20 protein-coding genes are annotated in these 24693 nt (G+C 67.9%); 7 read left to right on the forward strand and 13 right to left on the reverse strand.

The genetic code is table 11. The features are described from left to right. Positions 1-105 precede the first annotated feature (105 nt). From ACCD06_RS30800 to ACCD06_RS30830, 7 genes are all read left to right on the forward strand, one after another. A complete protein-coding gene (locus ACCD06_RS30800) occupies positions 106-1359 on the forward strand; it encodes a sarcosine oxidase subunit beta family protein (RefSeq protein ID WP_109157582.1) in 1254 nt (417 codons plus the stop codon). A 10-nt stretch (positions 1360-1369) separates the two neighbouring features. Then, positions 1370-1693, forward strand: a complete 324-nt coding sequence (locus ACCD06_RS30805; protein ID WP_085082214.1) for a sarcosine oxidase subunit delta — start codon at positions 1370-1372, stop codon at positions 1691-1693. Continuing rightward, positions 1690-4689 (forward strand): sarcosine oxidase subunit alpha, encoded by a 3000-nt coding sequence (locus ACCD06_RS30810; RefSeq protein ID WP_413345944.1) that lies wholly within the window; start codon positions 1690-1692, stop codon positions 4687-4689. The genes ACCD06_RS30805 and ACCD06_RS30810 overlap by 4 nt, the downstream gene beginning before the upstream one ends. Before the next feature lie 10 nt (positions 4690-4699). Continuing rightward, entirely contained in the window at positions 4700-5254 is a 555-nt protein-coding gene (locus tag ACCD06_RS30815) for a sarcosine oxidase subunit gamma (RefSeq protein WP_109157584.1), read from the forward strand. Between the two features lie 15 nt (positions 5255-5269). Further along, positions 5270-6544, forward strand: a complete 1275-nt coding sequence (gene glyA, locus ACCD06_RS30820) for a serine hydroxymethyltransferase (RefSeq protein ID WP_413345947.1) — start codon at positions 5270-5272, stop codon at positions 6542-6544. A gap of 73 nt (positions 6545-6617) precedes the next feature. Further along, positions 6618-8000, forward strand: coding sequence for an L-serine ammonia-lyase (locus tag ACCD06_RS30825; RefSeq protein ID WP_413345949.1), 1383 nt, complete (start codon positions 6618-6620; stop codon positions 7998-8000). Positions 8001-8264: 264 nt separating this feature from the next. Beyond that, entirely contained in the window at positions 8265-10388 is a 2124-nt protein-coding gene (locus tag ACCD06_RS30830; RefSeq protein WP_413346217.1) for a mechanosensitive ion channel domain-containing protein, read from the forward strand. Positions 10389-10405: 17 nt separating this feature from the next. Here ACCD06_RS30830 and ACCD06_RS30835 read toward each other — a convergent pair whose 3' ends face one another. The 13 genes from ACCD06_RS30835 to ACCD06_RS30895 all read right to left on the reverse strand — a co-directional run bounded on the left by ACCD06_RS30835 (position 10406) and on the right by ACCD06_RS30895 (position 24615). Then, positions 10406-12769 (reverse strand): FIST N-terminal domain-containing protein, encoded by a 2364-nt coding sequence (locus ACCD06_RS30835; protein WP_413345951.1) that lies wholly within the window; start codon positions 12767-12769, stop codon positions 10406-10408. 76 nt (positions 12770-12845) lie between these two features. Next, positions 12846-14228 carry a hypothetical protein gene (locus ACCD06_RS30840; RefSeq protein ID WP_413345953.1) on the reverse strand — a complete coding sequence of 461 codons (1383 nt, stop codon included), beginning with the start codon at positions 14226-14228 and terminating at the stop codon, positions 12846-12848. A 24-nt stretch (positions 14229-14252) separates the two neighbouring features. Beyond that, positions 14253-14651 carry a response regulator gene (locus tag ACCD06_RS30845; RefSeq protein WP_109156332.1) on the reverse strand — a complete coding sequence of 133 codons (399 nt, stop codon included), beginning with the start codon at positions 14649-14651 and terminating at the stop codon, positions 14253-14255. Between the two features lie 243 nt (positions 14652-14894). Next, positions 14895-15740, reverse strand: a complete 846-nt coding sequence (gene ehuB, locus ACCD06_RS30850) for an ectoine/hydroxyectoine ABC transporter substrate-binding protein EhuB (RefSeq protein WP_136701899.1) — start codon at positions 15738-15740, stop codon at positions 14895-14897. Between the two features lie 138 nt (positions 15741-15878). After that, on the reverse strand, positions 15879-16901 hold the full coding sequence (doeB, locus tag ACCD06_RS30855) for a N(2)-acetyl-L-2,4-diaminobutanoate deacetylase DoeB (protein WP_413345956.1): 1023 nt from the start codon (positions 16899-16901) through the stop codon (positions 15879-15881). Between the two features lie 2 nt (positions 16902-16903). Then, positions 16904-18094, reverse strand: a complete 1191-nt coding sequence (gene doeA / locus ACCD06_RS30860; protein ID WP_199231956.1) for an ectoine hydrolase DoeA — start codon at positions 18092-18094, stop codon at positions 16904-16906. Positions 18095-18137: 43 nt separating this feature from the next. After that, positions 18138-19130, reverse strand: a complete 993-nt coding sequence (gene eutC, locus ACCD06_RS30865; protein ID WP_413345958.1) for an ectoine utilization protein EutC — start codon at positions 19128-19130, stop codon at positions 18138-18140. After that, a complete protein-coding gene (gene eutB / locus ACCD06_RS30870; protein ID WP_413345960.1) occupies positions 19118-20104 on the reverse strand; it encodes a hydroxyectoine utilization dehydratase EutB in 987 nt (328 codons plus the stop codon). The genes eutC and eutB overlap by 13 nt, the downstream gene beginning before the upstream one ends. Continuing rightward, on the reverse strand, positions 20101-20886 hold the full coding sequence (gene eutA, locus ACCD06_RS30875; RefSeq protein WP_413345962.1) for an ectoine utilization protein EutA: 786 nt from the start codon (positions 20884-20886) through the stop codon (positions 20101-20103). The genes eutB and eutA overlap by 4 nt, the downstream gene beginning before the upstream one ends. Positions 20887-20927: 41 nt before the next feature. Beyond that, positions 20928-21584 carry an ectoine/hydroxyectoine ABC transporter permease subunit EhuD gene (gene ehuD, locus ACCD06_RS30880; protein WP_136701891.1) on the reverse strand — a complete coding sequence of 219 codons (657 nt, stop codon included), beginning with the start codon at positions 21582-21584 and terminating at the stop codon, positions 20928-20930. An 11-nt stretch (positions 21585-21595) separates the two neighbouring features. Then, positions 21596-22255, reverse strand: a complete 660-nt coding sequence (ehuC, locus tag ACCD06_RS30885; protein WP_413345965.1) for an ectoine/hydroxyectoine ABC transporter permease subunit EhuC — start codon at positions 22253-22255, stop codon at positions 21596-21598. 65 nt (positions 22256-22320) lie between these two features. Continuing rightward, positions 22321-23106, reverse strand: a complete 786-nt coding sequence (ehuA, locus tag ACCD06_RS30890; RefSeq protein ID WP_413345967.1) for an ectoine/hydroxyectoine ABC transporter ATP-binding protein EhuA — start codon at positions 23104-23106, stop codon at positions 22321-22323. A gap of 123 nt (positions 23107-23229) precedes the next feature. Beyond that, complete coding sequence (locus ACCD06_RS30895) at positions 23230-24615, reverse strand: PLP-dependent aminotransferase family protein (RefSeq protein WP_413345969.1); 1386 nt, start codon at positions 24613-24615, stop codon at positions 23230-23232. Positions 24616-24693 lie beyond the last annotated feature (78 nt).

Raw genomic sequence — 24693 nt, forward strand, 5'->3', positions numbered from 1 at the left:
GGCGGACACAGCGTCGCACGGGTGACATTAAACTGACGCATCCGTTCTGTCCAACAAAGGGTCGCTTCCCGATACTGTCAGCACGTTGAACTTCGCGGTGCTGCCATGACCCGCTTCTCATTCTCCTCGCTGTTGACGAACGCGCTGACCGGCAACAAGAACTGGCAGCCTCAATGGCCCGACGCGGAGCCGAAATCCGAATATGACGTCGTGATCGTCGGCGCGGGCGGGCATGGTCTGGGTGCGGCCTATTACCTCGCCAAGGAACACGGCATCACCAATGTCGCGGTGGTGGAGAAGGGCTGGCTCGGCGGCGGCAACACCGGCCGCAACACCACCATCATCCGCTCCAACTACCTGTACGACGAAAGCGCCCGGCTCTACGAGCATGCGATGAAGCTGTGGGAAGGGCTGAGCCAGGAGCTGAACTACAACGTCATGTTCTCGCAGCGCGGCGTGATGATGCTGGCGCACACGGTGCACGACATCCAGAGCTTCAAGCGCCACATCCATTCCAACCGCCTGAACGGCATCGACAACGAGTGGCTGACGCCGGAGCAGGCCAAGGAATACTGCCCGCCGCTGAACATCACGGCGAACGCCCGCTATCCGGTGATGGGCGCGGCGCTGCAGCGGCGCGGCGGCACCGCCCGCCATGACGCGGTCGCCTGGGGCTATGCGCGGGGAGCGTCGGCGCGCGGGGTCGACATCATCCAGAACTGCCCGGTGACGGCGATCCGCCGCGACGCTTCCGGCCGAGTCACCGGCGTGGAGACGGCGCGCGGCTTCATCAAGGCCAAGAAGGTCGCGGTGTCGGCCGCCGGCAACACCTCTGTGGTGATGGACACCGCCGGCGTCCGGCTGCCGCTGGAAAGCTATCCGCTCCAGGCGTTGGTGTCGGAGCCGGTGAAGCCGGCCTTCCCCTGCGTGGTGATGTCCAACACCGTGCACGCCTATATCAGCCAGTCCGACAAGGGCGAGCTGGTGATCGGGTCGGGCACCGACCAGTACACCTCCTACAGCCAGCGCGGCGGTCTGCCGCTGATCGAGCACACGGTCGCCGCGATCTGCGAGGTGTTCCCGATCTTCAACCGCATGCGCATGCTGCGCAAATGGGGCGGCATCGTCGACGTCACGCCCGACCGCTCGCCGATCATCGGCAAGACGCCGGTGCCGGGGCTGTACGTCAATTGCGGCTGGGGGACCGGCGGCTTCAAGGCGACGCCGGGGTCGGCGAACGTCTTCGCCCACACCATCGCCCGTGACGAGCCGCACCCGATCAACGCGCCCTTCACGCTGGAACGCTTCAAGACCGGCCGGCTGATCGACGAGGCCGCCGCCGCCGCCGTCGCGCATTGAGGAAACGACCATGCTGCTCATCCGCTGCCCATATTGCGAAGCCGAGCGCCCGGAGCTGGAGTTCACCTATGCCGGCGAGGCGCACATCGCGCGACCGGCGGACCCGTCCGCCCTGTCCGACGACGAATGGCGCGACTTCCTGTTCATCCGCACCAACCCGCGCGGCCGGCATTTCGAACGCTGGCGCCACATGCATGGCTGCGGCCGCTTCTTCAACGCGGTGCGCGACACCGTGACCGACAAATTCGCCATGACCTACAAGGCGGGGGCTCCGCGTCCGAGCGACGAGGAGATCGCGCTTGCCGCCTCCAGCGTCAAGGAAGCACGTCCATGAGCAATTTCCGCATTGCAGGCAAGGGCAGGGTCAACCGCAGCCGTCAGGTCCGCTTCACCTTCGACGGCGTCGACTATCCCGGCTGCGAGGGCGACACCCTGGCGTCCGCGCTCCTGGCGAACGGCGTCCATCTCGTCGGCCGGTCCTTCAAGTACCACCGGCCGCGCGGCTTCCTGACCGCCGGGTCGGAGGAGCCGAACGCGCTGGTCGGGACCGACCGCGGCAACGGCCGGTTCGAGCCGAACACGCGGGCGACCGTGCTGGAGGTCTTCGAAGGGCTGAAGGCCGAAAGCCAGAACCGCTGGCCATCGCTGACCCGCGACATCGGCGCGGTGAACGACGGGCTCTACATGCTGTTCTCGGCCGGCTTCTACTACAAGACCTTCATGTGGCCGAAGAGCTTCTGGGACAAGGTCTACGAGCCGTTCATCCGCAGCGCCGCCGGCCTGGGCAAGGCGCCGACCGCCCCCGATCCCGACACCTACGCCAGCCGCTTCGCCCATTGCGACGTGCTGGTCGTCGGTGGCGGCGCCGCCGGTCTGGCCGCCGCGCTGGAAGCCGGGCGCAGCGGCGCCTCGGTCATCCTGTGCGACGAGCAGTCGGAGCTTGGCGGTTCGCTGCTGTCGGAGCCGGCTGCCGAGATCAACGGTCAACTGGCCTGGGACTGGCTGGAGGACGCCAACGCGGCGCTGGCGGCAATGCCGAACGTCACCGTGCTGCCGCGCACCACGGCCATCGGCTATTACCACCAGAACTTCGTCGGCCTTTGCCAGCGTCTGACCGACCATCTGCGCATCGTGCCGGACGGCGCGCCGCGCGAACGGATGTGGAAGGTACGGGCCAAGCAGGTCGTGCTGGCCCAGGGCGCCATCGAAAAGCCGCTGGTGTTCGCCGGCAACGACCGGCCGGGCGTGATGCTGGCCGGGGCCGCGCGCACCTACCTGAACCGCTACGGCGTCAAGGTCGGCAACCGGGTCGTCGTCGTCACCAGCCATGACAGCGCCTGGCATGCCGCCTTCGATCTGGCCAAGGCGGGGGTCGAAGTCGCGGCCATCGTCGATGTGCGTGGGACCGTCCCGACCCAGCTCGCCGCCGCCGCCGATGCGCTGCGCATCAAGACGCTGATCGGCTGGACCGTCACTGGCACCAAGGGCCGGCTGCGCGTCTCGTCGGTGCGGGTCAATCCCGTCACCGGCGACGGCAAGGTCGGCGGTGCGGAGACCATCGCCTGCGACGCCCTGCTGATGTCGGGCGGCTGGACCCCCAGCGTCCATCTGTTCTCGCACACCCAGGGGTCGCTGACCTGGAACGAGGACGGCCAGATGTTCCTGCCCGGCCGTGGCAAGGAGGAGTGCCGTCTGGCCGGTGCCGGCAAGGGCCGCTTCGGGCTGAAGGCCGCCTTCGAGGATGGCGCCGCCGCCGGTGCCGCTGCCGCCGTGGATGCCGGGTTCGGCACCGAACCGGCCGCCTACCATGTCGAGGGCGAACTGTCCTTCACCGGGGTGACCGGCCGCGAGCTGCCGACCGACCGCGATCCGGGCCATGCCAAGGCGTTCGTCGATTTCCAGAACGACGTGATGGCCAAGGACATCCGGCTGGCCGTGCGCGAAGGCTTCAAGTCGATCGAGCACATCAAGCGCTACACCACCACCGGCATGGCGACGGATCAGGGCAAGACGTCCAACATCAACGGTCTGGCGGTCGCGTCGGATGCGCTGAAGCGGCCGATCCCGGCCGTGGGCCTCACCACCTTCCGTCCGCCCTACACGCCGACCAGCTTCGGCACCTTCGCCGGCTACAACAAGGGCGCGCTGTTCGAGGTGACGCGCAAGACACCGATCGACGGCTGGGCCGAGGAGAACGGCGCGGTGTTCGAGCCGGTCTCGCTCTGGCGCCGCGCCTGGTACTTCCCGCAGGTCGGCGAGGACATGCATGCGGCGGTGGCGCGCGAATGCAAGGCGGTGCGCTCGTCGCTGGGCATCTTCGACGCCTCCACCCTCGGCAAGATCGAGATCGTCGGTCCCGATGCGGCCGAGTTCATGAACCGCATGTACACCAACGCCTGGACCAAGCTGGCCCCCGGACGCTGCCGCTACGGCCTGCTGCTCGGCGAGGACGGCTTCATCCGCGACGACGGCGTGATCGGGCGTCTGGCCCATGACCGCTTCCACGTCACCACCACCACCGGCGGTGCGGCGCGCGTGCTGAACATGATGGAGGATTACCTGCAGACCGAGTGGCCGGACCTGAAGGTCTGGCTGACCTCGACCACCGAGCAATGGTCGGTGATCGCGCTGCAAGGTCCGAACGCCCGCAAGCTGATCGAACCGTTCGTCGAGGGCATCGACCTGTCGGACGGCGCCTTCCCCCACATGGCGGTGGCGACCGGCAGGATCTGCGGCGTGCCGACCCGGCTGTTCCGCGTCTCCTTCACCGGCGAACTCGGCTTCGAGATCAATGTGCCGGCCCGCTATGGCCGCGCGGTGTGGGAGAGGCTGTTCGAGGCCGGGCAGCGCTTCGGCATCACCCCCTACGGCACCGAGACGATGCACGTCCTGCGCGCCGAGAAGGGCTATATCATCGTCGGGCAGGACACGGACGGCACGCTGACGCCGGACGATGCCGGCCTGTCCTGGGCCGTCGGCAAGACCAAGCCGGACTTCGTCGGCAAGCGGTCGCTGTCGCGGCCGGACATGCTGGCGAAAGACCGCAAGCAGCTTGTCGGTCTGCTGACCGCCGATCCGAAGACCGTGCTGGAGGAGGGGGCGCAGATCGTCCTCGACCCCAACCAGCCGGTGCCGATGGAGATGGTCGGCCATGTGACCTCGTCCTACTGGAGCGCCGAGCTGGGGCGGTCCATCGCCCTGGCGGTGATCCAGGGCGGCCGGTCCCTGCAGGGCCAGACCGTGCATGTGCCGATGCCGGACAAGGTCCATTCCGCGACCATCACCGGCATGGTGTTCGTCGATCCCGAGAACAAGCGTCTCAGCGCATAGGAGGCCTACCTTGCTTCTGGCCAATCACCCGTTGCTGGGCAAGACGATCGCCGGCGACAGAACCAGCAGGCTGACCATCCGCGCGGCCGAGGACGTCGCCCGCTTCAGCCTGCGCATCGATCCGGCATCCGCGCAGTCGGCCGGGGCCGCCTTCGGCACGCCGCTTCCCACCCGCATCGGCGGGAGGGTGGAGAATGGCGGACGGAGCGCGCTCCAACTCGGCCCCGACGAGTGGGTGCTGCTGGCGCCGGTCGCCGAAAGCGACGCCATCGCCGAGGCCTTCGCCGCCCTGCAGGAGCCGCACAGCCTGGTCGACATCGGCCATCGCGAGGTCGGCATCCTGGTGGAAGGGGAGGCGGCGGCGCTCGCACTGCGCTCGGCCATCGCCTTCGACATCGAGGCGATGCCGGTCGGCAGCGGCTGCCGCACCATCTTCGACAAGGCGCAGATCGTCCTGATCCGCGAGGACAAGAACCGCTTCCGGATCGAGGTCTGGCGTTCCTTCGCCGACCATGTCTGGGGCCTGCTGCAAGCCGTCAGCCGCGAAATCGCGCTCGGCATCTGATCGGGAGAAACGCACATGAACCGTCACCAGTCACTGCCGAAGCCCGATCTTGCCGATACGGCGATTGCGGCGGCCATCGATCGCGAACTGAACCGCCAGAAGTACGAGATCGAGCTGATCGCCTCGGAAAACATCGTCTCGGCGGACGTGCTGGCCGCGCAGGGGTCGATCCTCACCAACAAGTACGCCGAAGGCTATCCGGGCCGCCGCTATTACGGTGGCTGCCAGTTCGTGGACGAGGTGGAGACGATCGCCATCGACCGCGCCAAGACGCTGTTCGGCGCCGGATTCGTCAATGTCCAGCCGCATTCGGGCGCCCAGGCCAACCAGGCCGTGTTCCTGGCCCTGCTGCAGCCGGGCGACCGGGTGATGGGCATGTCGCTGGCCCATGGCGGCCATCTGACCCATGGTTCGCCGGTGACGATGTCGGGCAAATGGTTCGACATCGTCAGCTATGAGGTGCGCGAGACCGACCAGCGGATCGATTACGAAGCGCTGCGGGCCAAGGCGCTGGAGACCAAGCCGAAGCTGATCGTCGCCGGCGCCTCGGCTTATCCGCGGGTGATCGACTTCGCCGAGTTCCGCCGCATCGCCGACGAGATCGGCGCCTATCTGATGGTGGACATGGCCCATTATGCCGGTTTGGTCGCCACCGGCCATTATCCGGACCCGCTGCCCCATGCCCATGTGGTGACCACCACCACGCACAAGACCCTGAGGGGCCCTCGCGGCGGCATGATCCTGACCAATGACGAAGCGCTGGCTAAGAAGTTCAATTCGGCGGTGTTCCCGGGCAACCAGGGCGGTCCGCTGATGCATGTCATCGCCGCCAAGGCGGTCGCCTTCGGCGAGGCGCTGACGCCGGAGTTCAAGGCTTATGCCGGGCAGGTGGTGGCCAATGCCAGGGTGCTGTCCGACACGCTGGTGAAGGGCGGGCTGGACATCGTCTCCGGCGGCACCGACTGCCACATGGTGCTGGTCGACCTGCGGCCGAAGGGCGTCAAGGGCCGCGACGCCGAGCGCGCGCTGGAGCGTGCCGGGCTGACCTGCAACAAGAACGCCATCCCCTTCGACCCGGAAAAGCCGGCGGTCACCTCCGGCATCCGGCTGGGCACCGCGGCGGGCACCACCCGCGGCTTCGGCGAGGCGGAGTTCGCCCGCATCGGCGAACTGATCCTGACCGTCGTCGACGCCCTGGCCGAAGCCGGCCCGGACGGCAACGCCGAGGTCGAGAAGCGGGTGCATGGCGTGGTCCGGGAACTGTGCGAGCGCTTCCCGATTTACGGCTGATGCCGCCGTTGCACCGGAGGCGGCCGCTCGCCGGCCGCCTTTCCCATAGACGCCCTGACTGACAGGCCGGGCCATGTTCCTCAGCGTATTCGATGTGTTCAAGATCGGCATCGGCCCATCCTCGTCGCACACGATGGGGCCGATGACCGCCGCGGTGCGGTTCCTCGACATGCTGCGGGAGTGGAGCGGGGCGGCGCCGTCCGCCGTCCGGGTCCGGCTGCACGGCTCGCTCGCCTTCACCGGCAAGGGCCACGCGACCGACCGGGCGGTGGTGCTCGGCCTGCTCGGCTACCGGCCGGACAGTCTGGACGTCGACGAGGCCGACCGCCGCATCGCCGAGCTTCGGAACGGGCGCACGCTGACTCCTCCCGGCCTGCCGGCCCTGGCGTTCGATCCCGAGGCCGACGTGGTGTTCGACTTCGGGCCGGCGCTGCCGGGCCACGCCAACGGGCTGGTCTTCGAGGCGCTGGACGGGCAGGGGACGGTTCTGCTGTCCGAAACCTTCTATTCCATCGGCGGCGGCTTCGTCGTCACGGCGGCCGAGCGGGAAGCGGCCCCGACCGCGTCCCGCGGGGGGAGCACCGACTGGCCCTATCCCTTCGAGCGTGCCTCAACCATGCTGCGCATGGCCAGGGAAAGCGGCCTGTCGATTGCCGCCATGAAGCGCGCCAACGAGCTGGTGCATCACTCCGGGCCGGCGCTGGACGACGGCCTGAACCGCATCTGGGTGGTGATGAACGGCTGCATCGAACGCGGATTGAGCCTGGACGGCCAACTGCCCGGTAGCCTGAAGGTGAAACGGCGGGCCAAGGCCATCCACCAGCAGTTGCTGCGGGAGCGCGGCGTCAATTCCACCCAGCCGCATGTCGCCTACGACTGGCTGAGCGTCTATGCGATGGCGGTCAACGAGGAGAATGCGGCCGGCGGCAAGGTGGTGACGGCGCCGACCAACGGGGCGGCCGGCGTCGTGCCGGCGGTGATCCGCTATTACCTCGACCATTGCGCCGGCGCCGAACCGGCCAAGGTCGCCGATTTCCTGCTGACCGCCGCGGCGATCGGCGGCCTGATCAAGCACAACGCTTCGATCTCCGGAGCCGAGGCCGGTTGCCAGGGCGAGGTCGGGTCCGCCGCCGCCATGGCCGCCGCCGGTCTTTGCGCCGTTCTGGGCGGAACGCCGGAGCAGGTGGAAAATGCGGCGGAGATCGCGCTGGAGCATCACCTCGGCATGACCTGCGACCCGGTTGCCGGGCTGGTGCAGGTGCCGTGCATCGAACGCAACGCCATCGGCGCCACCAAGGCGGTTGCCGCGGCATCCCTGGCGCTGCGTGGCGACGGCCAGCATTTCATGCCGCTGGACAACTGCATCCAGGCGATGCGGCAGACCGGCGAGGAAATGAGCAGCAAATTCAAGGAAACCAGCCTGGGCGGACTGGCGGTCAATCTGCCGGAGTGCTGATCGCCGGAGCCACCCGTCATGCGATGTCGCATAAGGGATAGATTTCCATAATAACAGTTATGCGTTTTTAGTGTGTAGGCGGGGTAGGTTCTATTCTGAAGTGCAACTTGCCCCAACCGACCGCGATACGCTTCCCCGCCGCGTGAGCTGAGCTATTCTGATGGCGTCGCCCGCCACGGATCGCGAAGCCACGCCATGCATACAGTTTTGCTTATTACGAGCGCCCCCCGCTTCCGGCTCAGGATCGGCGCGCTGCTTTTGCTGATGGTGCTCCTGCCGGCGGCCGGGGCTTCGGCCCAGGCGATCTCGACGGTGGCCCCCTCTCCCGCGCCGGCCGCCACCGCCGCGCCGGGCGGGACCGACGACATGATGATGAAGATGCTGAGCGAGGGACAGGACCGTATGGCCGGGTTCCGCGGCAAGCTCGCCCAGCGGCTCCGCGCCACGCCGGACATTCCGTCGGCCATCGTGGCGACCCTGACGGCCCAGAGCCCGACCGGTCATCCCGGCCACTTCCTGCGGGTCATCGGCCTGATCATCGCCCTGCTGGCCGTGGGTCATACGGTGCAGCATGTCTTCTATGAGCGGCCGGTCGCCCGCCGCCTGCTGCCGCACCGCGACGGGCCGAAATCGGGTGGTTCGGACTTGGCGGCGCGCTTTCCTGGGCTGGTCGCCCGCGCGCTGATGACGGCGGTCGGCATGATCCTCGCCAGCCTGATCGCATTCGGGCTCGCCACCGCGCTGATCCCGGATCCGACGCCGATGACCGAGAAGACCGTCATCCTCGTCGGAGTTGGATATCTGCTGGTCTGGGCCATCAGCCTGTTCTGGCGGCTGGTGCTGCCTCCCGGCGTTGATCGGCTGCGGCGCGACCTGACCGCCAGCGGTGCCGTCGGCGTCGCCCTGATGACCGGCACCATCTGGCTGGAGGCGCTGGGGATGCCCGCCGATCCCCATGCGGTGCTGGTTGCGCTATTCGGGCTGCTGACCGTGCTGGCGACGGTCGGCGCACTCTATGTCCACCGGCGGACGGTTGACAGCGTCCTCCTTGCCGGGCGCGGCGCCGAAACGCTCGCGCCGCTCGAACGGCTGGGCCTGCGCCTGTGGTTTCCCGTGGTGGTTTCCTATTTGGGCTGCGCGTGGGCAGCGCTGGTCAACCGCCTGATCCTGGGCTGGCCGACCGAACTGCCGCTGCTGCTCGGCGCCTATGCGGTCGCCGGGGCTATTTTCGCTGTCTATGCCACCGTCACCTACGCCACCCATCGGCTGTTCCACCCGCGGCGCGCCCTGCCCTCCTCTCCCCCGCCGGTCGCCGCGCTCGACAGCTACGAGGCGCTGGCCCGGCGGGTCGCGGGTATCCTGGCCGCCGCCGCCGGGGTGACCGTGACCCTGTCGGTGTGGAACATCCCGCGCATGCGGGGCGATGCGGCCGAGCACCTCATCAGCATCATGGCGATCTCCCTGATCGGCTACGTCGTCCACCAGAGCATCCGCATCTGGATCGACCGCCGGATCGCCGAGGAGGGGCCGGTGGCCGGCACCGTTCCGGGCGACGAGGGGGGCGGCCACGGCTCGGCCAGCCGGCTGGCGACGCTGCTGCCGCTGGTGCGCAACTTCGTCCTGCTTTCGATCGTCGGCGCGGTGCTGGTCACCGTGCTGATGGATCTCGGGGTCAACATCGCGCCGCTGTTCGCCGGGGCGGGCATCGCCGGCATCGCCATCGGCTTCGGCGCGCAGACGCTGATCCGCGACATCTTCTCCGGCGCCTTCTTCCTGATCGACGACGCCTTCCGCAAGGGCGAGTACATCGAGATCGGGGCCATCCGCGGCACGGTGGAGAAGATCTCGGTGCGGTCGATGCAGCTTCGCCACCATCGCGGCCCGCTGCACACCGTGCCCTTCGGCGAAATCCACCAGTTGACCAACTATTCGCGCGACTGGGTGATCATGAAGCTGCCGCTGCGCATCACCTACGACACCGATGTCGAAAAGGTGCGCAAACACATCAAGCAGCTCGGGCAGGCCCTGCTGGAGGATCCGGAACTGGGGCCGAAGTTTCTGCAGCCGCTGAAATCGCAGGGCGTCATCCAGATGGAGGATTCGGCGATGATCCTCCGCGTCAAGTTCATGACCCGCCCCGGCGACCAGTGGGACGTCCGCAAGCGGGTGTTCCAGGAACTCCACGCCCTGTTCCGCCGCGAGGGCATCCGCTTCGCCCATCGCGAGGTGACGGTCCGCTTCGCCGGCGAGGCGACGGTGAACGGCCCCGCCGGATCACCGCCCGGGGACGATGCCCGGACCCTGGCCGCCGGCGCCGTCCTGCACAGTCTGGACGAGGACGCGCCGGACGCCGGGGCCGCGGCCGGCCGGCACAAGAGTGCGCTGTAGACGGCGCTGTTCCCGGTTCACGACCACGGATCGGCCGGTTCCGGCGGAATGACCGGCAACAGGACGCGTATCGTGGTCCCCTGCCCCACGCCGCTGTCTGCATGGATGTGACCGCCCCAGCCGGCGACGATGCCATGCACCACGGGGAGACCCAACCCTGTGCCATGTCCCACGGTCTTGGTGGTGAAGAAGGGATCGAAAATCCGGGCCAGCGTCGCCGCATCCATTCCGCACCCGGTGTCGCGGACGGTCAGGGCGGCATAGCGGCCGGCCGGGTGCGGCCATGCCCCGTCCGTCGCCCCATCGAGCTGGACCGCGTCTGCCGCGATCTCGATCGTTCCCCCCGATGGCCCGATCGCATCGGCCGCGTTACGGATCAGGTTTATCAGCAACTGCGCCATCTGCGTCTCGTCGGCGCGGACCATCAGAGGGGTGGTCGCGATCCGCCAGACGAGTTCGACGTTCCGGGGGACCAGCACGTCGACCATGTCGGCCACATTGCGCAAGGCGGATCCCAGTTGCAGCGGACCGGTCGCAGCCGGATCGGAATGGCTGAAGGTCAGCACCTGCTGGGTGATCCGCTGGGCGCGCTGCGCGGCTTCGATCACCCTGCCGAGATTCTTCTGTGCCTGGCAATCCGGCGGCACATCCTCCATGACCAATTCGGTCAAGCCGATGATCGGTTGCAGCATGTTGTTGATCTCATGCGCCAGACCGCCCGCCAGACAGCCCAAAGCCTCCAGCTTCTGGGCCTCCCGCAGTTGTCCCTCCAGCTCCGCGCGGGTTTCGGCCGTGCGGCGGCGCTCTTCGGCGAAGCGCAGTTCCGCCTCCCGCAGGCTCAGCACTTCGGCCACCGCTTCCCGCTCCTCCGTCGCCTGCCGGACGGCATCCAGCAGATCGTCGACCGCGGAACCCAGCGGATCGGCGGCTTGGGTGGCGATCTGCTCGGTATAGGCGCCGATCTGCTTGACGCGTCCATAGAGCGTGCCGGGGGCGTCGCCGCGACCGACCAGATCGCGGATCAGGCTCTGCCGCAGCCGGTTCAGCATGCGCAACCGGGTATTGCGGGCGCGATGGAAATAATTCTGGAAGTGCCCGTAATGGATCGGAAAGCGGGCAACGTAATCGTCACGGAAGCCGCCATGTCCCGCCGGATCTCCCTCGCCGTCGTCGGCGAAGAAGAAAAGCGCGGAAAGCGTCTGGTTGACGTTGATGCCCAGGATTTCGCCGAAGGTTGAAAAGCCTGCCACCGGAAGATCGTCGAAAACCGTCATCCCCGTCAGGTTCGGACCGTTGTTGATCCGCCGCAGGACACAGTCGTTGAGAATGCCTCCGACCGGTCCGGGCTTGTCGCGGAGAAAAGCCGCGAAATCGCTTTTCGTCTGCCCGATGAAATCGGTGGCCTCGACCAGAAACAGCTCGTCACCGGCGTTGACGTCGCAGAAAAAGGAGACCCGTCCCTTCGCGCGGTTGATTCCCGCCACCGAGCGCACGAAAAGCCCGCTGTCCAGCTCGACGGCGAAGGTGTGGGAGACCAGCAGGCGCTCAAGCTCGTCGGGCTGGCACTGGAGGCTCCGGCACAGGGCATCGATGAAGCCGGTGACCTCCAGGTTTTCGGGATCGATGACGCTCGTCACCGTGCGCCGGATCGGATCACAGTCCAGGATGGTGAAGGACAGCCCGGTCTTGCGGAAATTCTGCGATTTGAAGACCCCGTAGCGCTTGCCTGGAGCCATCCGCAGGAAGGCGATGACCGCGTGATTGTCCAACACCCGTCGGCCGTCATAAACCCATGTGTTCAGGAAATCCAAGGTGCCGCCGGCGGAACCGCCGACGAACAGCACGGGAAAACGGCCGGAGGCATAGATCGCCTCCATCAGGCAGCTCTCGCTGGCGGACAGCCCGTCGATGAACAGCAGCGCCACCGTGTCGTGACAGTCGAGCGGGAATGCTGGCTCGATGGCCTCCAACTCCCGGCGGATCGCGTCGACGCGCTGTTCATGGGAGAGGCGTATGCTGCCGGTGCGGATGTCCTCGCTGTGCAGGGGAACGCTGTGGATGCTGACATCGGCGAACAGGTCGCTGCTGAAGGCCTGAAGAACGATGCCGTCCCGCCGTTCGCCGGGATGGTAGAGGCCGCCGGGCACTCCCGAACACAGCTCCCCCGCCGTCGACACCAGCACCAGCCTGCTTTCCTGGGGAAGAACCGAGCGCAGGTCCTCCGCGACATTCGCAAATGGCAGCGCCGGCGAGACGAAGCCGAGGACGAAAGCCGGCGGATCGTCATCGAAGGCAAGCCGCCCCGGAACGTCGCAGAGATCGGCGGCATCGGTGGCAAGGGTTCTGATGAACCTGTTCGAACGTCCGATGGCACCTGGCATGGTGGAACCTCCTGTCCTGAGAGATCACCACGGAATGATTGCGGCCGGGCCGGCGGTCAGCGCGGCCGGCCGCCTGTCAGCGCACGGCCTCCCGCAGGAACAGGTCCTGCCAGCCGAAGCGCAGCATATGCTGGGGGATTTCCCCGGCGCGGCCGATCCGGTCGCCGGCGATCAGCGTGGTCCCGGCCGCCCGTGCCGCGACCGCGAGGCTGGTCGAGGTGATGCCGACGATGCAGGTCTTCAAATTCGCCCGCTCCGCCGCCGCGACGAAGCTGTTCATGTCCTCCATGATCCTGGCCTCGGTGCCGCGGTCGGACGAGATCATGGTGGTGAGGCCGGTCAGGCCGGTTCCCGACAGGCTTGCAAAGCTCTGCTGCCGGCATTCCACGCGCAGGAAGGTCCAGCGGCAGAACGGCCGCACCTCGTTGACCAGCTCGCTCATCCGGCCGCTGGGCACGCCGGCGGGAAAGCGCAGGAATTCGAAGATCAGAAAGGGGCGCAGATAATCCGGCACCGATTGGCAGATCGCCAGATAATCCTGCCGGGTCCGGCGCGCCGCCAGCGTCTCGAAACAGACGGGAACCGACACCATCAGCCGGAACTTGTTGCGGAACAGCTCGTCCAGGATTTCCACCGTGTCGGCCAGCGTGTCGATGTCGACCTTGGCCAACTGCTGCGGTTCGCTGACCCCGGACAGCGCCAGCATCCCTTCGACCGAGGTCCCGTCGGGAAAGCGGCGGACCGGCGTGCACATGTAGGTGGAGATCACCTGCCGGCCGACATCCCACAGCGGGCGGTACATGGTGCCAATCTGCGCCATCTCCAATTGTGACAGCTTCAGCTTGCGCGGCTCCGCCGCACCGGCCGCGGCGGTCGGCGGGGGCGGTGCCGTCGAAGCGGCGGCCTGCTCCTCCGGACCGTTCGCCTCCACCGTCTGCTCGACGGCCGACAGGAGGTCCGCGACGGAGGCGTGTTCGAACAGCAGCTTTCCATCCACCGCGCCGACGGCCGTGGAAACGGTGATCTCGGCCAGTTTGGGATCGCCCAGGAAAAGCCGGTACAGTTCTTCGGCGATCTTGGCGCAGACGAGCGACGCGGCCTGCCTGCTCAGCGTCGCGAAGACGATGATGTATTCGCCGTCACCGCTGCGGAACTGGACGTCCTTGCCGTCGATGTGGCGGTTGATGATGCGGTCGGCAGAGTTGTGAACGCGGTCGCGCAATTCATCCCAGGCGGGGCCGAGGCTCGCACGCAAGGTGTCGAGGTTCAGCATATGGATGCGGCCGGCGGAAAGCAGTTGCGGCTGGGCCAGCAGGACCTTCAGCCGCCGCTCCAGCGCTCTCATCCGCTCGACATCCGTGTCGTTCGCCATTTCGCTCCGCGACGAGGGGGCGGTTGCGGCGGGCTCCTCCTCGACGAACCAATTGCGGAGCTTCTCCCCCAACGACAGTCCAAGCATGACCATATCCTCTCAGAGCCGCCGTCACCTGGGACGTGCGGAACGGGCGATGGGGTGTCCGGGCAGGCAGGCGGAGACCACGGTCAGCAGTTGATCCCGGGTGAAGGGTTTGCTGAGGACATGGTCGGCCCCCATCTGCTCGGCGACCTTCAGCAGTTCCATGGCGTGACTGCGTCCACCACCGGAAATGGCGATGATCTTCATGGCCGGCATCGAGCGGCGGATGTTCAGGATCGTGCCGATGCCGTCCGCCCGCGGCATGATCAGGTCGCAGATGACCAGATCGACCGCATTGGCACGCAACAGGCGCAAGCCCTCTTCGCCGTCCTCCGCCTCGATGACCGTCATCGATTGGCGCTCCAGAAACTGGCGGAGAACCGAGCGGACCATATCCTCGTCGTCGATCACGAGTACCGTTGGCATCATCGCCTCCCTAGCCAGGTGGGCGTGCAGTCGTGCTCGACAGAAGAATGCAGGTCGGGCCGTTACCAGAGCATTAACGTCTAAACTAGGGTACTGCCGGTGGTTGCGATCTGCCGGAGCGGTTGCGCCTGCCGGCCGGCGCGGAGCGGAACCGGTGGAGGCGAAGCCCGGCGTCGCGGCGCCTGCCGGGCTCGCCACCCTCCTCCGGCCATGTGAAGATTTCCCGGACGCCGGCCGGCCCGATCAGTTGGATGCGGCGCAGAGCTTCTCGCGGGAGGTCTGCTTCGCGGCTTCGGCGGAGAAGCCGTAGGGTTCGATGATCTTGGCGAACTCGCCCGACGCCTTCATCTCGGCCAGCACCTTGTCGAAGGCATCGCGCAGCGCGGTGTCCTGCTTGCGGAAGGCAGCGCCGTCGCAATAGACCGGGGCGCCCTTGACCGGGGCGACCACCTCGATGTTCGGGTCGTTGGCCTTGCCGACCAGATCATGGATCGACAGCACCGGCAGCGAATAGACGTCGATGCGGCCGTCCTGCAGCATCTTCAGGCCGCTCTGCGGGTCGGGGACCACGATCACGCGGTCGCGCGGCACGCCGGCTTGCAGCGCCAGCTTCTCCTCGGTGCCGCCGCCGGGGGCGCCGATCTTGGCATTCGGGTTCTTGGCGATGTCCTCGTAGGAGGTCAGCTTCAGCGGGTTGCCCTTCTTCAGGGCGAAGGATTCGGCATCGCAGAGGATCGGTTCGGAATAGGCGACGGCCTTGCAGCGCTCCGGCTTCATGAACAGGCCGGCGGTGACGACGTCGAAGCGGCGGGCCTGCAGGCCGGGAATCATCGCGCCATATTCGGAGATCGAGGCGACGACGTCGTTGACTCCCAGCTTCTTCATCACCGCGCGAGCGACGTCGGGGGCGGCGCCCGACACGGTGCCGTCCGGCTTGACGGCGGTATAGGGCGGTTCGTTGGCGATGCCGATGCGGGCGAAGCCCTGTTCGCGCAGGGTTTCCAGCGTGTCGGCGGCGAAGGCCGGCGCGGCGAGCGTGAGGAGCGTAGCGGCGATGCCGAGGCTTTTGGCGATCTTGAGGTGTTTCATGTCGGCCGTCCCTCTTTCGTGATTTGGTGATTGCCCGGCCGGCGTTCCCTTTGGGGCGCCGGCCCCTGTTTCGTCGGTGTCGTTACCGTTCTTGCAGCATGCCCGCCTTCTGCCGAGGCGGGTTCCAACAGGCGGCGGTCAGTCCTCGACCGTTCCGACCACCGCGATGCAGTCGCCGGCCTTGACGAGGCCGGGGAAATGGCGGGCCGCCAGGATGCCGTCCAGCGCCGCCCGGTACTCGGAGGGCGCCAGCCCGGTGCGGCCGATGGGGTGGATGCGGGCGAGCAGATCGCCCTTGCGCACCGGCTGGCCCAGATCGACGCAGGCCTCGATCAGCCCGCTGTCCTCGGCGAAACGGAAACAGTCGGCCGACGGCATGTCGAGCCAGCGGCCGGCCTCCGCCGGTCGGCCGTCTGCCGGCGGCGCGCCCGTCAGGATTCCGGCGTGGCGCAGGACGTTGCGGACGCCGCGCTTGGCGATGGCGATGGTCTCCGCCCGGCCGGTGCCGCCGCCGCCGAGTTCGGTGGTGACGAAGGTCTTGCCCAGTTCCTCCGCCGCGGTGTCGTACATGCCGACCGCGTCGATCTCCAGCATGCGCATGGAATAGGGCGCGGCGAAGGCGGCCACGGCGGCGAAGCAGCGCGCCTCCTGGTCCTTGTCGGGCAGGATGTGGGCGGCGGCGAAGGGGACGAAGTCCAGCGTCCGGCCGCCGGAATGGATGTCCATCACCAGATCGGCCAGCGGCAGCAGTTCGCGGGCGAAGTAATCGGCGATCTTCTGCGTCACCGTGCCGTCCGGGCGGCCGGGAAAGCTGCGGTTCAGGTTGCCCTTGTCGATGGGCGATGTGCGGGTGCCCGCCTGGAAGGCCGGGTAGTTCATCGCCGGGACGATGATGACGCGGCCGGCGACCCGGTCGGCGGTCAGCGTCTGGGCGAGGTCGAACAGGGCGACCGCGCCCTCATACTCGTCGCCATGGTTGGCGCCGGTCAGCAGGGCGGTCGGCCCGCTGCCGTTGCGCACCACGGTGACCGGGATCATCACCGAACCCCAGGCAGAATCGTCCCGGCTGTAGGGCAGGCGCAGAAAGCCGTGCTGCACGCCGTCGCGGTCGAAATCGACCGTCGGGGTAATGGGGGACGGGGCAAGTGTGACGGGCGCCATGGTCAGGACTTCACGAACAGCTTGCGCGGCACATTGGCCAGGCATTCGACGCCGGTGTCGGTGATGGCGATGCTCTCGGTGATCTCCAGCCCCATATCCTCCAGCCACAGGCCGGTCATGAAGTGGAAGGTCATTCCGGGCTTCAGTTCGGTGCGGTCGCCGGGGCGCAGGCTCATGGTGCGCTCGCCCCAGTCCGGCGGGTAGCTGAGGCCGATGGGGTAGCCGGTGCGGTTGTCCTTGGTGATGCCGTAGCGCTTCAGCACGGCGAAGAAGGCGTTGGCGATGTCCTCGCAGCTGTTGCCCGGCTTGGCGGCGGCAAGCCCGGCCTCCATCCCCTCCAGCGTCGCCTTCTCGGCGTCCAGGAAGGCCTGGGTCGGCGTGCCGAGGAAGACGGTGCGCGACAGCGGGCAGTGGTAGCGCTTGTAGCAGCCGGCGATCTCGAAGAAGGTGCCCTCCCCCAGCTTCATCGGCCGGTCGTCCCAGGTCAGGTGCGGCGCCGAGGCGTCGGCCCCCGACGGCAGAAGCGGGACGATGGCGGGATAGTCGCCGCCGAAGCCGTCCGCTCCGCCGATGCCGCGGATGCCGGCATCGTAGATCTCGGCCACGAGGTCGCATTTGCGCATGCCCGGCTCGACCCGCTCGACGATGCGGGCGTGCATCGCCTCGACGATGCGGGCGGCCTTGCGCATGTAGTCGAGTTCCTGCGGGCTCTTCACCGCGCGCTGCCAGTTGACCAGCGCCGTCGCGTTCCTGAAGCGGGCGTTGGGCAGATGGGTGGTCAGCGACTGGTAGGCGGCGGCGGTGAACCAGTAATTGTCCATCTCGACGCCGATGGACAGCCCGCCCCAGCCGCGATCCGCCAGGATCGTCGACAGCAGGTCCATCGGATGGCGCTCGGTCGACTGCACGTAATGGTCGGGATAGCCGATGATGCTGTCATGAGCGAGATAGGCGGTGCGCTTGGCGCCGTTGGCGTCCTGGCCGCGGCCGTACCAGATCGGCTCGCCATGCGGTGGCACGATCACGCATTGGTGGACATAGAAGGACCAGCCGTCATAGCCGGTCAGCCAGGCCATGTTCGACGGATCGGTGACGATCAGCAGCTCGATGCCGGCCTTGTCCATGGCGGCACGGGTCTTGTCGAGCCGTGCGGCATATTCGGCCCGGCTGAAGTTCAGCGTCGGTTCCAGCATGTCGGGGTCTCTCTTATGAGAAGAGGGGCATGGGAAGAGGGAATCAGGCGTCGAAGACGGTGCCGGCGCCGGCCGCCAGGGCCCGGCCGCGCGCCAGCGTGGCGATGGCGGTGTCCTGCACCCCGGTTCCGGTGAGGTCGCAGACGGTGATGGCGTCGGTGGTCGGCCGGCCGGCGGCCTTCCCGGCGATGACGGCGCCCAGTTCGGGGAAGTCGCGGTCGGCGGCGACCGTGCCGGCGGCAATTGCGTGGTGCAGTTCGCCCAGCCGGCGGGTCTGCGTCAGGCGGTCGGCGACATAGAGGTCGGCACGGGACAGGATGGCGGGATCGAGTTCGTTCTTGTGCTCGGCGTCCGACCCCATGGCGGTGACGTGCTGGCCGGGTTCCAGCCAGTCCGCCATCAGGATCGGCCGGTCGGCCGGGGTGGTGGTGACGACGATGTCGGCGCCGGCGACCGCCGCCCTGCCCTCCTCCGCGGCACGGACGGGGAAGCCCAACCGCTCCGACAGGCGGGCGGCGGTGGCGGCGGCGCGCTCGGGCTGGCGCGCCCAGATGCGGGCCTCGCGGATCGGGCGGACCAGGGTCAGCGCCTCCAGCTGCAACGCCGCCTGGACCCCGGCGCCGAAGATCGCGGCAACGGCGCTGTCGGGACGCGACAGATGCTTGGCCGCGACTGCCCCTGCGGCGGCGGTGCGCACGTCGGTCAGATAGCCGTTGTCGAGCAGCAGGGCCTCGACCAGACCGGTCCGGCTGCTCAGCAGCACCATCAGCCCATTGACGCTGGGCAGGCCGAGCGCCGGGTTGCCGAAGAAGCCGGGGCTGATCTTGATGGCGAAGCCGTCAAGGCCGGGGACATAGGCGGTCTTGACGTCGACTTCCCCACGATATTCGGGAATGTCGAGCCGCAGGATCGGCGGCATCGCCACCGGGCGGGTGGCCAGCGCCAGGAAGGCGTCCTCGACACAGGCGACGGCATCGCGGTCGAGCGGAACGATCCGCCGCAGCTCCGCCTCGGTCAGGATGGTCATGCGGGGCATGGATGGGCTCCGGTGATGATGCGGCGGTGCAGGTCCATGGCGATGTTGCGGCCGGACAGCAGCGCGATTGTGGGGCCGCGCGGCGTCACCTTGCCGGCGAGCAGCGCGGCGATGCCGACGGCGCCGGCGCCCTCGACGATCTCCTGCTCGGCGGAATAGGCGTGCTCGATGCCGGCGGCGATCTCGTCCTCGGTCAGCAGGACCACGTCGTCGAGCAGGCTGGCGGCGATGCGGTGGGTGTAGCGGTTGTCGAGGCCGATGCCGCCGCCGAGCGAGTCCGCCAGCGTCTCCAACTCCTCGACCAGGACCGGGCGGCCGGCCTTCAGACTAGCATGCATGGCGGCGCCGCGTTCCATCGAGACGCCGATCACCCGCAGGCCGGGCCGCAGAGCCTTGGCCGCCAATGCCACGCCGGCGATCAGGCCGCCGCCCGACAGCGGCACCAGCAGCAGCTCGGCGTCGGGAACCGCCTCGATGATCTCCAGCCCCAGCGTGCCCTGCCCGGCGATGACGTCGGCATGGTCGAAGGGCGGGACGGTGGCGAAGCCCTCCTCGCGGACCAGCCGGTCGACCTCGACCTGGGCATCGTCCTGGGAGCGGCCGACGATGCGGATTTCGGCGCCGAGCGCGCGGATGCCCTCGACTTTGTTGGACGGCACCAGCGCCGACATGCAGACGACGCAGCGGACGCCGGCTTGGGCTGCGGCATGGGCGAGCGCCCGGCCATGGTTGCCGGTGGAGGCTGCAGCGACCCCCGTTGCCAGAGCTTCGCGCGGCAGGGCCGACAGCGCGTTGGTCGCGCCGCGCAGCTTGAAGCTGCCGGTGGTCTGGCGGGTTTCCAGCTTCAGGAAGACCGGGGCGCCGCAGCGGGCGGTCAGGCTGGGCGAGGTGACGGTCGGCGTCGCCGCGATCCGCCCGGCCAGCCGCGCGCGGGCGCGGAAGACGTCCTCCAGGCCGATGCCGTGCCCGGTCATGGTTGAGCCTCTGCCGGCAAGGGAAGGGTCATCAGCCGTCCGCCTTCCGGCCGGGGCCGGTCGTCGCCGCACAGGCGGAGTGTGGCCCAGGCGGTGGCCTGGTTGCTGGTGACCACCGGGCGGCCGATCGCGGCCTCGATTTCCGCGGCGACGCCTGCCGAGCGCAGGGCGGTGCAGGAGATGAACAGCGCGTCGGCGTCGGGCGCCATCGCGTCGATGGCGGCGCGCACCAGGCTGGCCGGCGCGATGCGCGCCATCTCGCGGTCGTCGTCCAGCCCGAAGCAAGTGAAGCGCGCGATGTCGAAGCCGTGCTCGGCGAAATAGGCGGCCATCGGCCGGCTGGTCTGTTCGGTGTAGGGCGTCAGCACGGCGATGCGCCGGGCGCCGAACGCCTTCAGGGCGCGGCGGGCGGCGGCGGGCGGGGTGATGACGGGAACGCCCGGCTTGGCCGAGGCGATGGCCTCCTCGATGGCGTCGTCGCCCATCACGACGCTGGCCGAGGTGCAGGAATAGCAGATGGCGTCGAGCGGTTCGTCGGGCAGGATCAGCGCCGCCCCTTCGGCGAGGCGCGGCTGCATGCGGCGCAGATTCTCCGGCGTCGTCGGGTTGGCGTAGGCGATGCGCGCGGTGTAGACGCCGATGCGCTCGCTGGCGACCATGCGGCGGAAATCGGGCTCGGTCGTGTGGTCGGTGGCCAGCACGACGAGGCCGACGCGCTTTTCGACCGGGCGGTCGTCGAAGGCCAGTGTGGTGGCCGAGCGCAGGATGGGGATGGAGGACATGGCTCGGGAACTCCAGAGTCAGCGTATCAGCGCGTCGGCGATCAGCGGGTGGGCCGGAACCGGCGTTCCAGCATGTGCAGGGCGGGCACGGCGATCAGGCTGATGCACAGGAACAGGATGCCGACCAGCGTCATCGGTTCCAGATAGCGGTAGTTGCTGTTGGCGACGCTGCGGGCTTCGCTCATCAGCTCGATCACCGTGATGGCGGAGAGCAGCGGCGTTTCCTTGAACATCGCGACGAAGTAGTTCGCCAGCGCCGGGATCATCGGCGGGATCGCCTGCGGCAGGATGACATGGCGCCAGGTCTGGTAGGGCGTGAGGTTGCAGGCCTTCGCCGCCTCCCACTGGCCGCGCGGCGTGTTGTCGATGCCGGCGCGGAAGACCTCCGACGTGTAGGTGGCGTAATGGAGCCCCAACCCGACCACCCCGGCGGTCAGCGGCGACAGCAGCAGACCCAGTTCCGGCAGCACGTAGAACAGGAAATACAGCTGCACCAGCAGCGGCGTGCCGCGGATGAACTCCACCACGAAGCCGGTGATGCGCGCCACCGCCCGGCTCTTCGAGCGGCGCAGCAGGGCGAAGCCCAGCCCGGCGGCGGCGGCGAGGACGGACCCGAGCAGCGTGGCCAGCAGCGTGATGCGCAGGCCGTCCAGCAGCGTCGGCATGATCTCGCGAACGAACTCCCAATCCCATTCCATGGCGGGTATCCTCAGGTGCGCAGCCCGTCGAGGCCGCGGGTCATGCGGCGCTCCAGGGCCTTCATGCCGAACGAGATCAGGCTGGCATAGGCGAAGTAGATGACCAGGACGGTCAGGAAGGGCATGGCGGTGCTGCCGGTCTGCGAGCGCACCACCTGCGCCTGGAAGGTCAGGTCGCTGAGCGAGATGAGCGACACCACCGAGGTCGCCTTCAGCAGTTCGATGGCGTTGTTGCAGAAGGTCGGCACCATCACCACCGCCGCCTGCGGCAACAGCACGTAACGCAGGCTTTGCCAGCGCGTCAGGTTCAGCGCGACGCAGGCCTCGTGCTGTTCGCGGCCGATCGACTGCACCGCCGACCGCACCACCTCCGCGCCGTAGGCGCCGACATTCAGCCCCAGCGCCAGCACGCCGGCCTGCAGCGGCGTCAGCGTCACGCCCATCAGCGGCAGGACGAAATAGGCCCAGAACAGTTGGACGAAGATCGAGGTGCCGCGAAAGAACTCGATATAGGCGACCGACGCGGCGCGCACGGCAGAGAAGCGCGACAGCCGGCCCAGCCCGGCGAGGAAGGCGGCCGGCAGTGCCAGCGCGCAGCCGAGCACGGTCAGCTTCGCCGTCACCAGCGCGCCGTCCAGCATCAAGCCCATATAGCCGGCCCAATCAGCCATGAAGCCGAAATCTCCTGCGTTCGGGGAAAAAGCGGTGACGGACGCCTTGCGGTCGCGGGGGACCGTCAGATGCGCTGCCCGGCCGCGATGATCTTTTTCAAAAAGGCCTGGGTCCGCTCATGCGACGGGTTGGTGAAGAGAACGTCGGGCGGCCCCTCCTCCACGATGCGGCCGCGGTCGAAGAACAGCACGCGGTCGGCGAAATCGTGGGCGAAGCTCATCTCGTGGGTCACCAGCAACATGGTCATGTCGGTGGTGGACCCCAGCATCCGCATGACGCTCAGCACCTCTTCCACGAGTTCGGGGTCGAGCGCCGAGGTCACCTCGTCGAACAGCATGATCCTGGGCTGCAGCGCCAGGGCGCGGGCGATGGCCACCCGCTGCTTCTGGCCGCCGGACAGCTGGACCGGCATGGCGCGGGCCTTGTCGGCGAGGCCGACAAGGTCCAGCAGTTCCATCGCCCGGCGTTCGGCATCCGCCTTCCTGACGCCCTTGGTCAGCATCGGCGCCAGCGTGACGTTGTCCAGCACGCATTTGTGCGGGAACAGGTTGAACAGCTGGAACACCATGCCGATCTTGGTCCGCATCCGGTGCAGATGCGCCTCGTCGGCGGGGACCAGACGGCCGTTGCGCTCCATCTGGAACAGGTGCTCGCCATCGACGCGGATGGTGCCGCTTTCGATGGTCTCCAGCGTCATCAATGTCCGCAGGATCGTGGTCTTGCCGGAGCCGGACGGCCCGATCAGCGCCAGCTTCTCACCCGGACGGACTGAAAAGCACAAGTCTTTCAGCACGGTGTGCGAGCCGTAGCGCTTCGTGACGCAGTCGATGTCGATGATTGTGTCGGTCACACCGGTCTTCCCTTGCAATGGTTGGCGACCGTGGATGTGCACAAACGATGCGGGACCGCTTAAATCATGTCAATCCGGAAAATAAAATCATGACAATTCTAAAGAGTCTCACCTTCGGTCTCTTCAGATCGCCAGCAGCACCGGCTCCGGGTCGCTGTTCAGCAGATTGACGATCACGCGCAGGCCGGCGTGAAGCTCCGCCTCGGTGGTGGAGCCGATGGAGACGCGCAGCGCGTCGGGCCGCGTTCCCGGACCGATGGCGAAGGCCGATCCCGGCGCCAGCGCCACCCCCTGATGGCGGGCATGCGACACGAAGGTCGCCTCCGGCCGCCCTTCGCCCAGCGGCAGCCACAGATGCAGCCCTTCGGGATGGCTGCGGTGGGGGATGCCTTTCAGGATTTCCGCCGCCAGCGCGTGCCGGCGGTGCAGCGCCTTGCGCTGCCACTCCACCATCTCCATCGCGAAACCGCTCTCGACCCAGCGGGTGGCGATCTCGGCGACGATGGGCGTCGCGATCCAATTGGTCACCAGATGGCGGTTGGTGACGGCGGCGAGCAGCCGGTCGGGAACCACCAGATAGCCGGTGCGCAGGCCCGGCATCACCGTCTTGGTGAAGCTGGTGACGTAGAGCGTCCGTTCCGGCGCCAGGGCCGCCAGCGGCGGGCGCCTGTCGCTCAGCAGGGGGCCGAGCGGATCATTCTCGACGATCGACAGGTTGTGGCGCTGTGCCAGCCGCGCGATCTCGGCGCGCCGGGTCTCGCCCATATGGGTGGCGGTGGCGTTGATCGGATTCGGCATGACGAACAGCGCCTTGGCCGTGCCGTCGCGGCAGGCGGCGTCGAGGGCGTCGGGACGGATTCCCTCCTCGTCGATGGCGACGCCGCGCAGCTTGATGCCGAGATAGGAGGCGAGCGGCAGCAGCGTGTGGTGCCCGACCTCCTCCGTCACCACGGTCGATCCGGGAGGGGCGGCGGCCATCAGGGCGATGGTCATGCCGGCGGTGGCGCCGTTGGTCAGGGTGACGTTGGCCGCCGTGGTCTCCACCCCGCAATGGCGCAGCCAGGACACCGCCGTCGCCCGGTGGCGGGCGAACAGGGTGTTGGGGCGGAAGGACAGCACCACGGCCGGCGGCAGGCTGGCGGACAACTCCACCAGCGCTTGCCGCATCGCCTCCACATGCAGCGGCTCGCACACCGGCTTGAGGATCGACAGGTCGATCACCTCGTCGGTGCGCTGGGGGATGTAGGGCGGATCGACCTCGGTTTGCGCTGCCCGGATGAAGGTGCCGCGGCCGGTTTCCCCACTGATCAGGCCACGCCGGATCAACTCCTCATAGGCGCGGCTGACGGTCTGGACGGAAATGCCCAATTCGTCGGCAAGCTGCCGGTGGGTGGGCAGCTGGTCGCCGACCGCCAGTTGGCCTTGCGTGATCGCCCGCTGCACCTGATCGGCCAGCGAGAGATAGACGGGCCTGCTCAAAGCCGATGCATCGGGGTGCCACTTTGTCATGCAACATTTCTGCTGGAAATCATCACATTTGACAATGCCGGAAAGCATGGACATCGTCGGTTGTCACTTTTCCAAAGG

It is taken from the genome of Azospirillum sp. CT11-132 (genome assembly GCF_047302835.1).
Classification (GTDB): Bacteria; Pseudomonadota; Alphaproteobacteria; order Azospirillales; family Azospirillaceae; genus Azospirillum.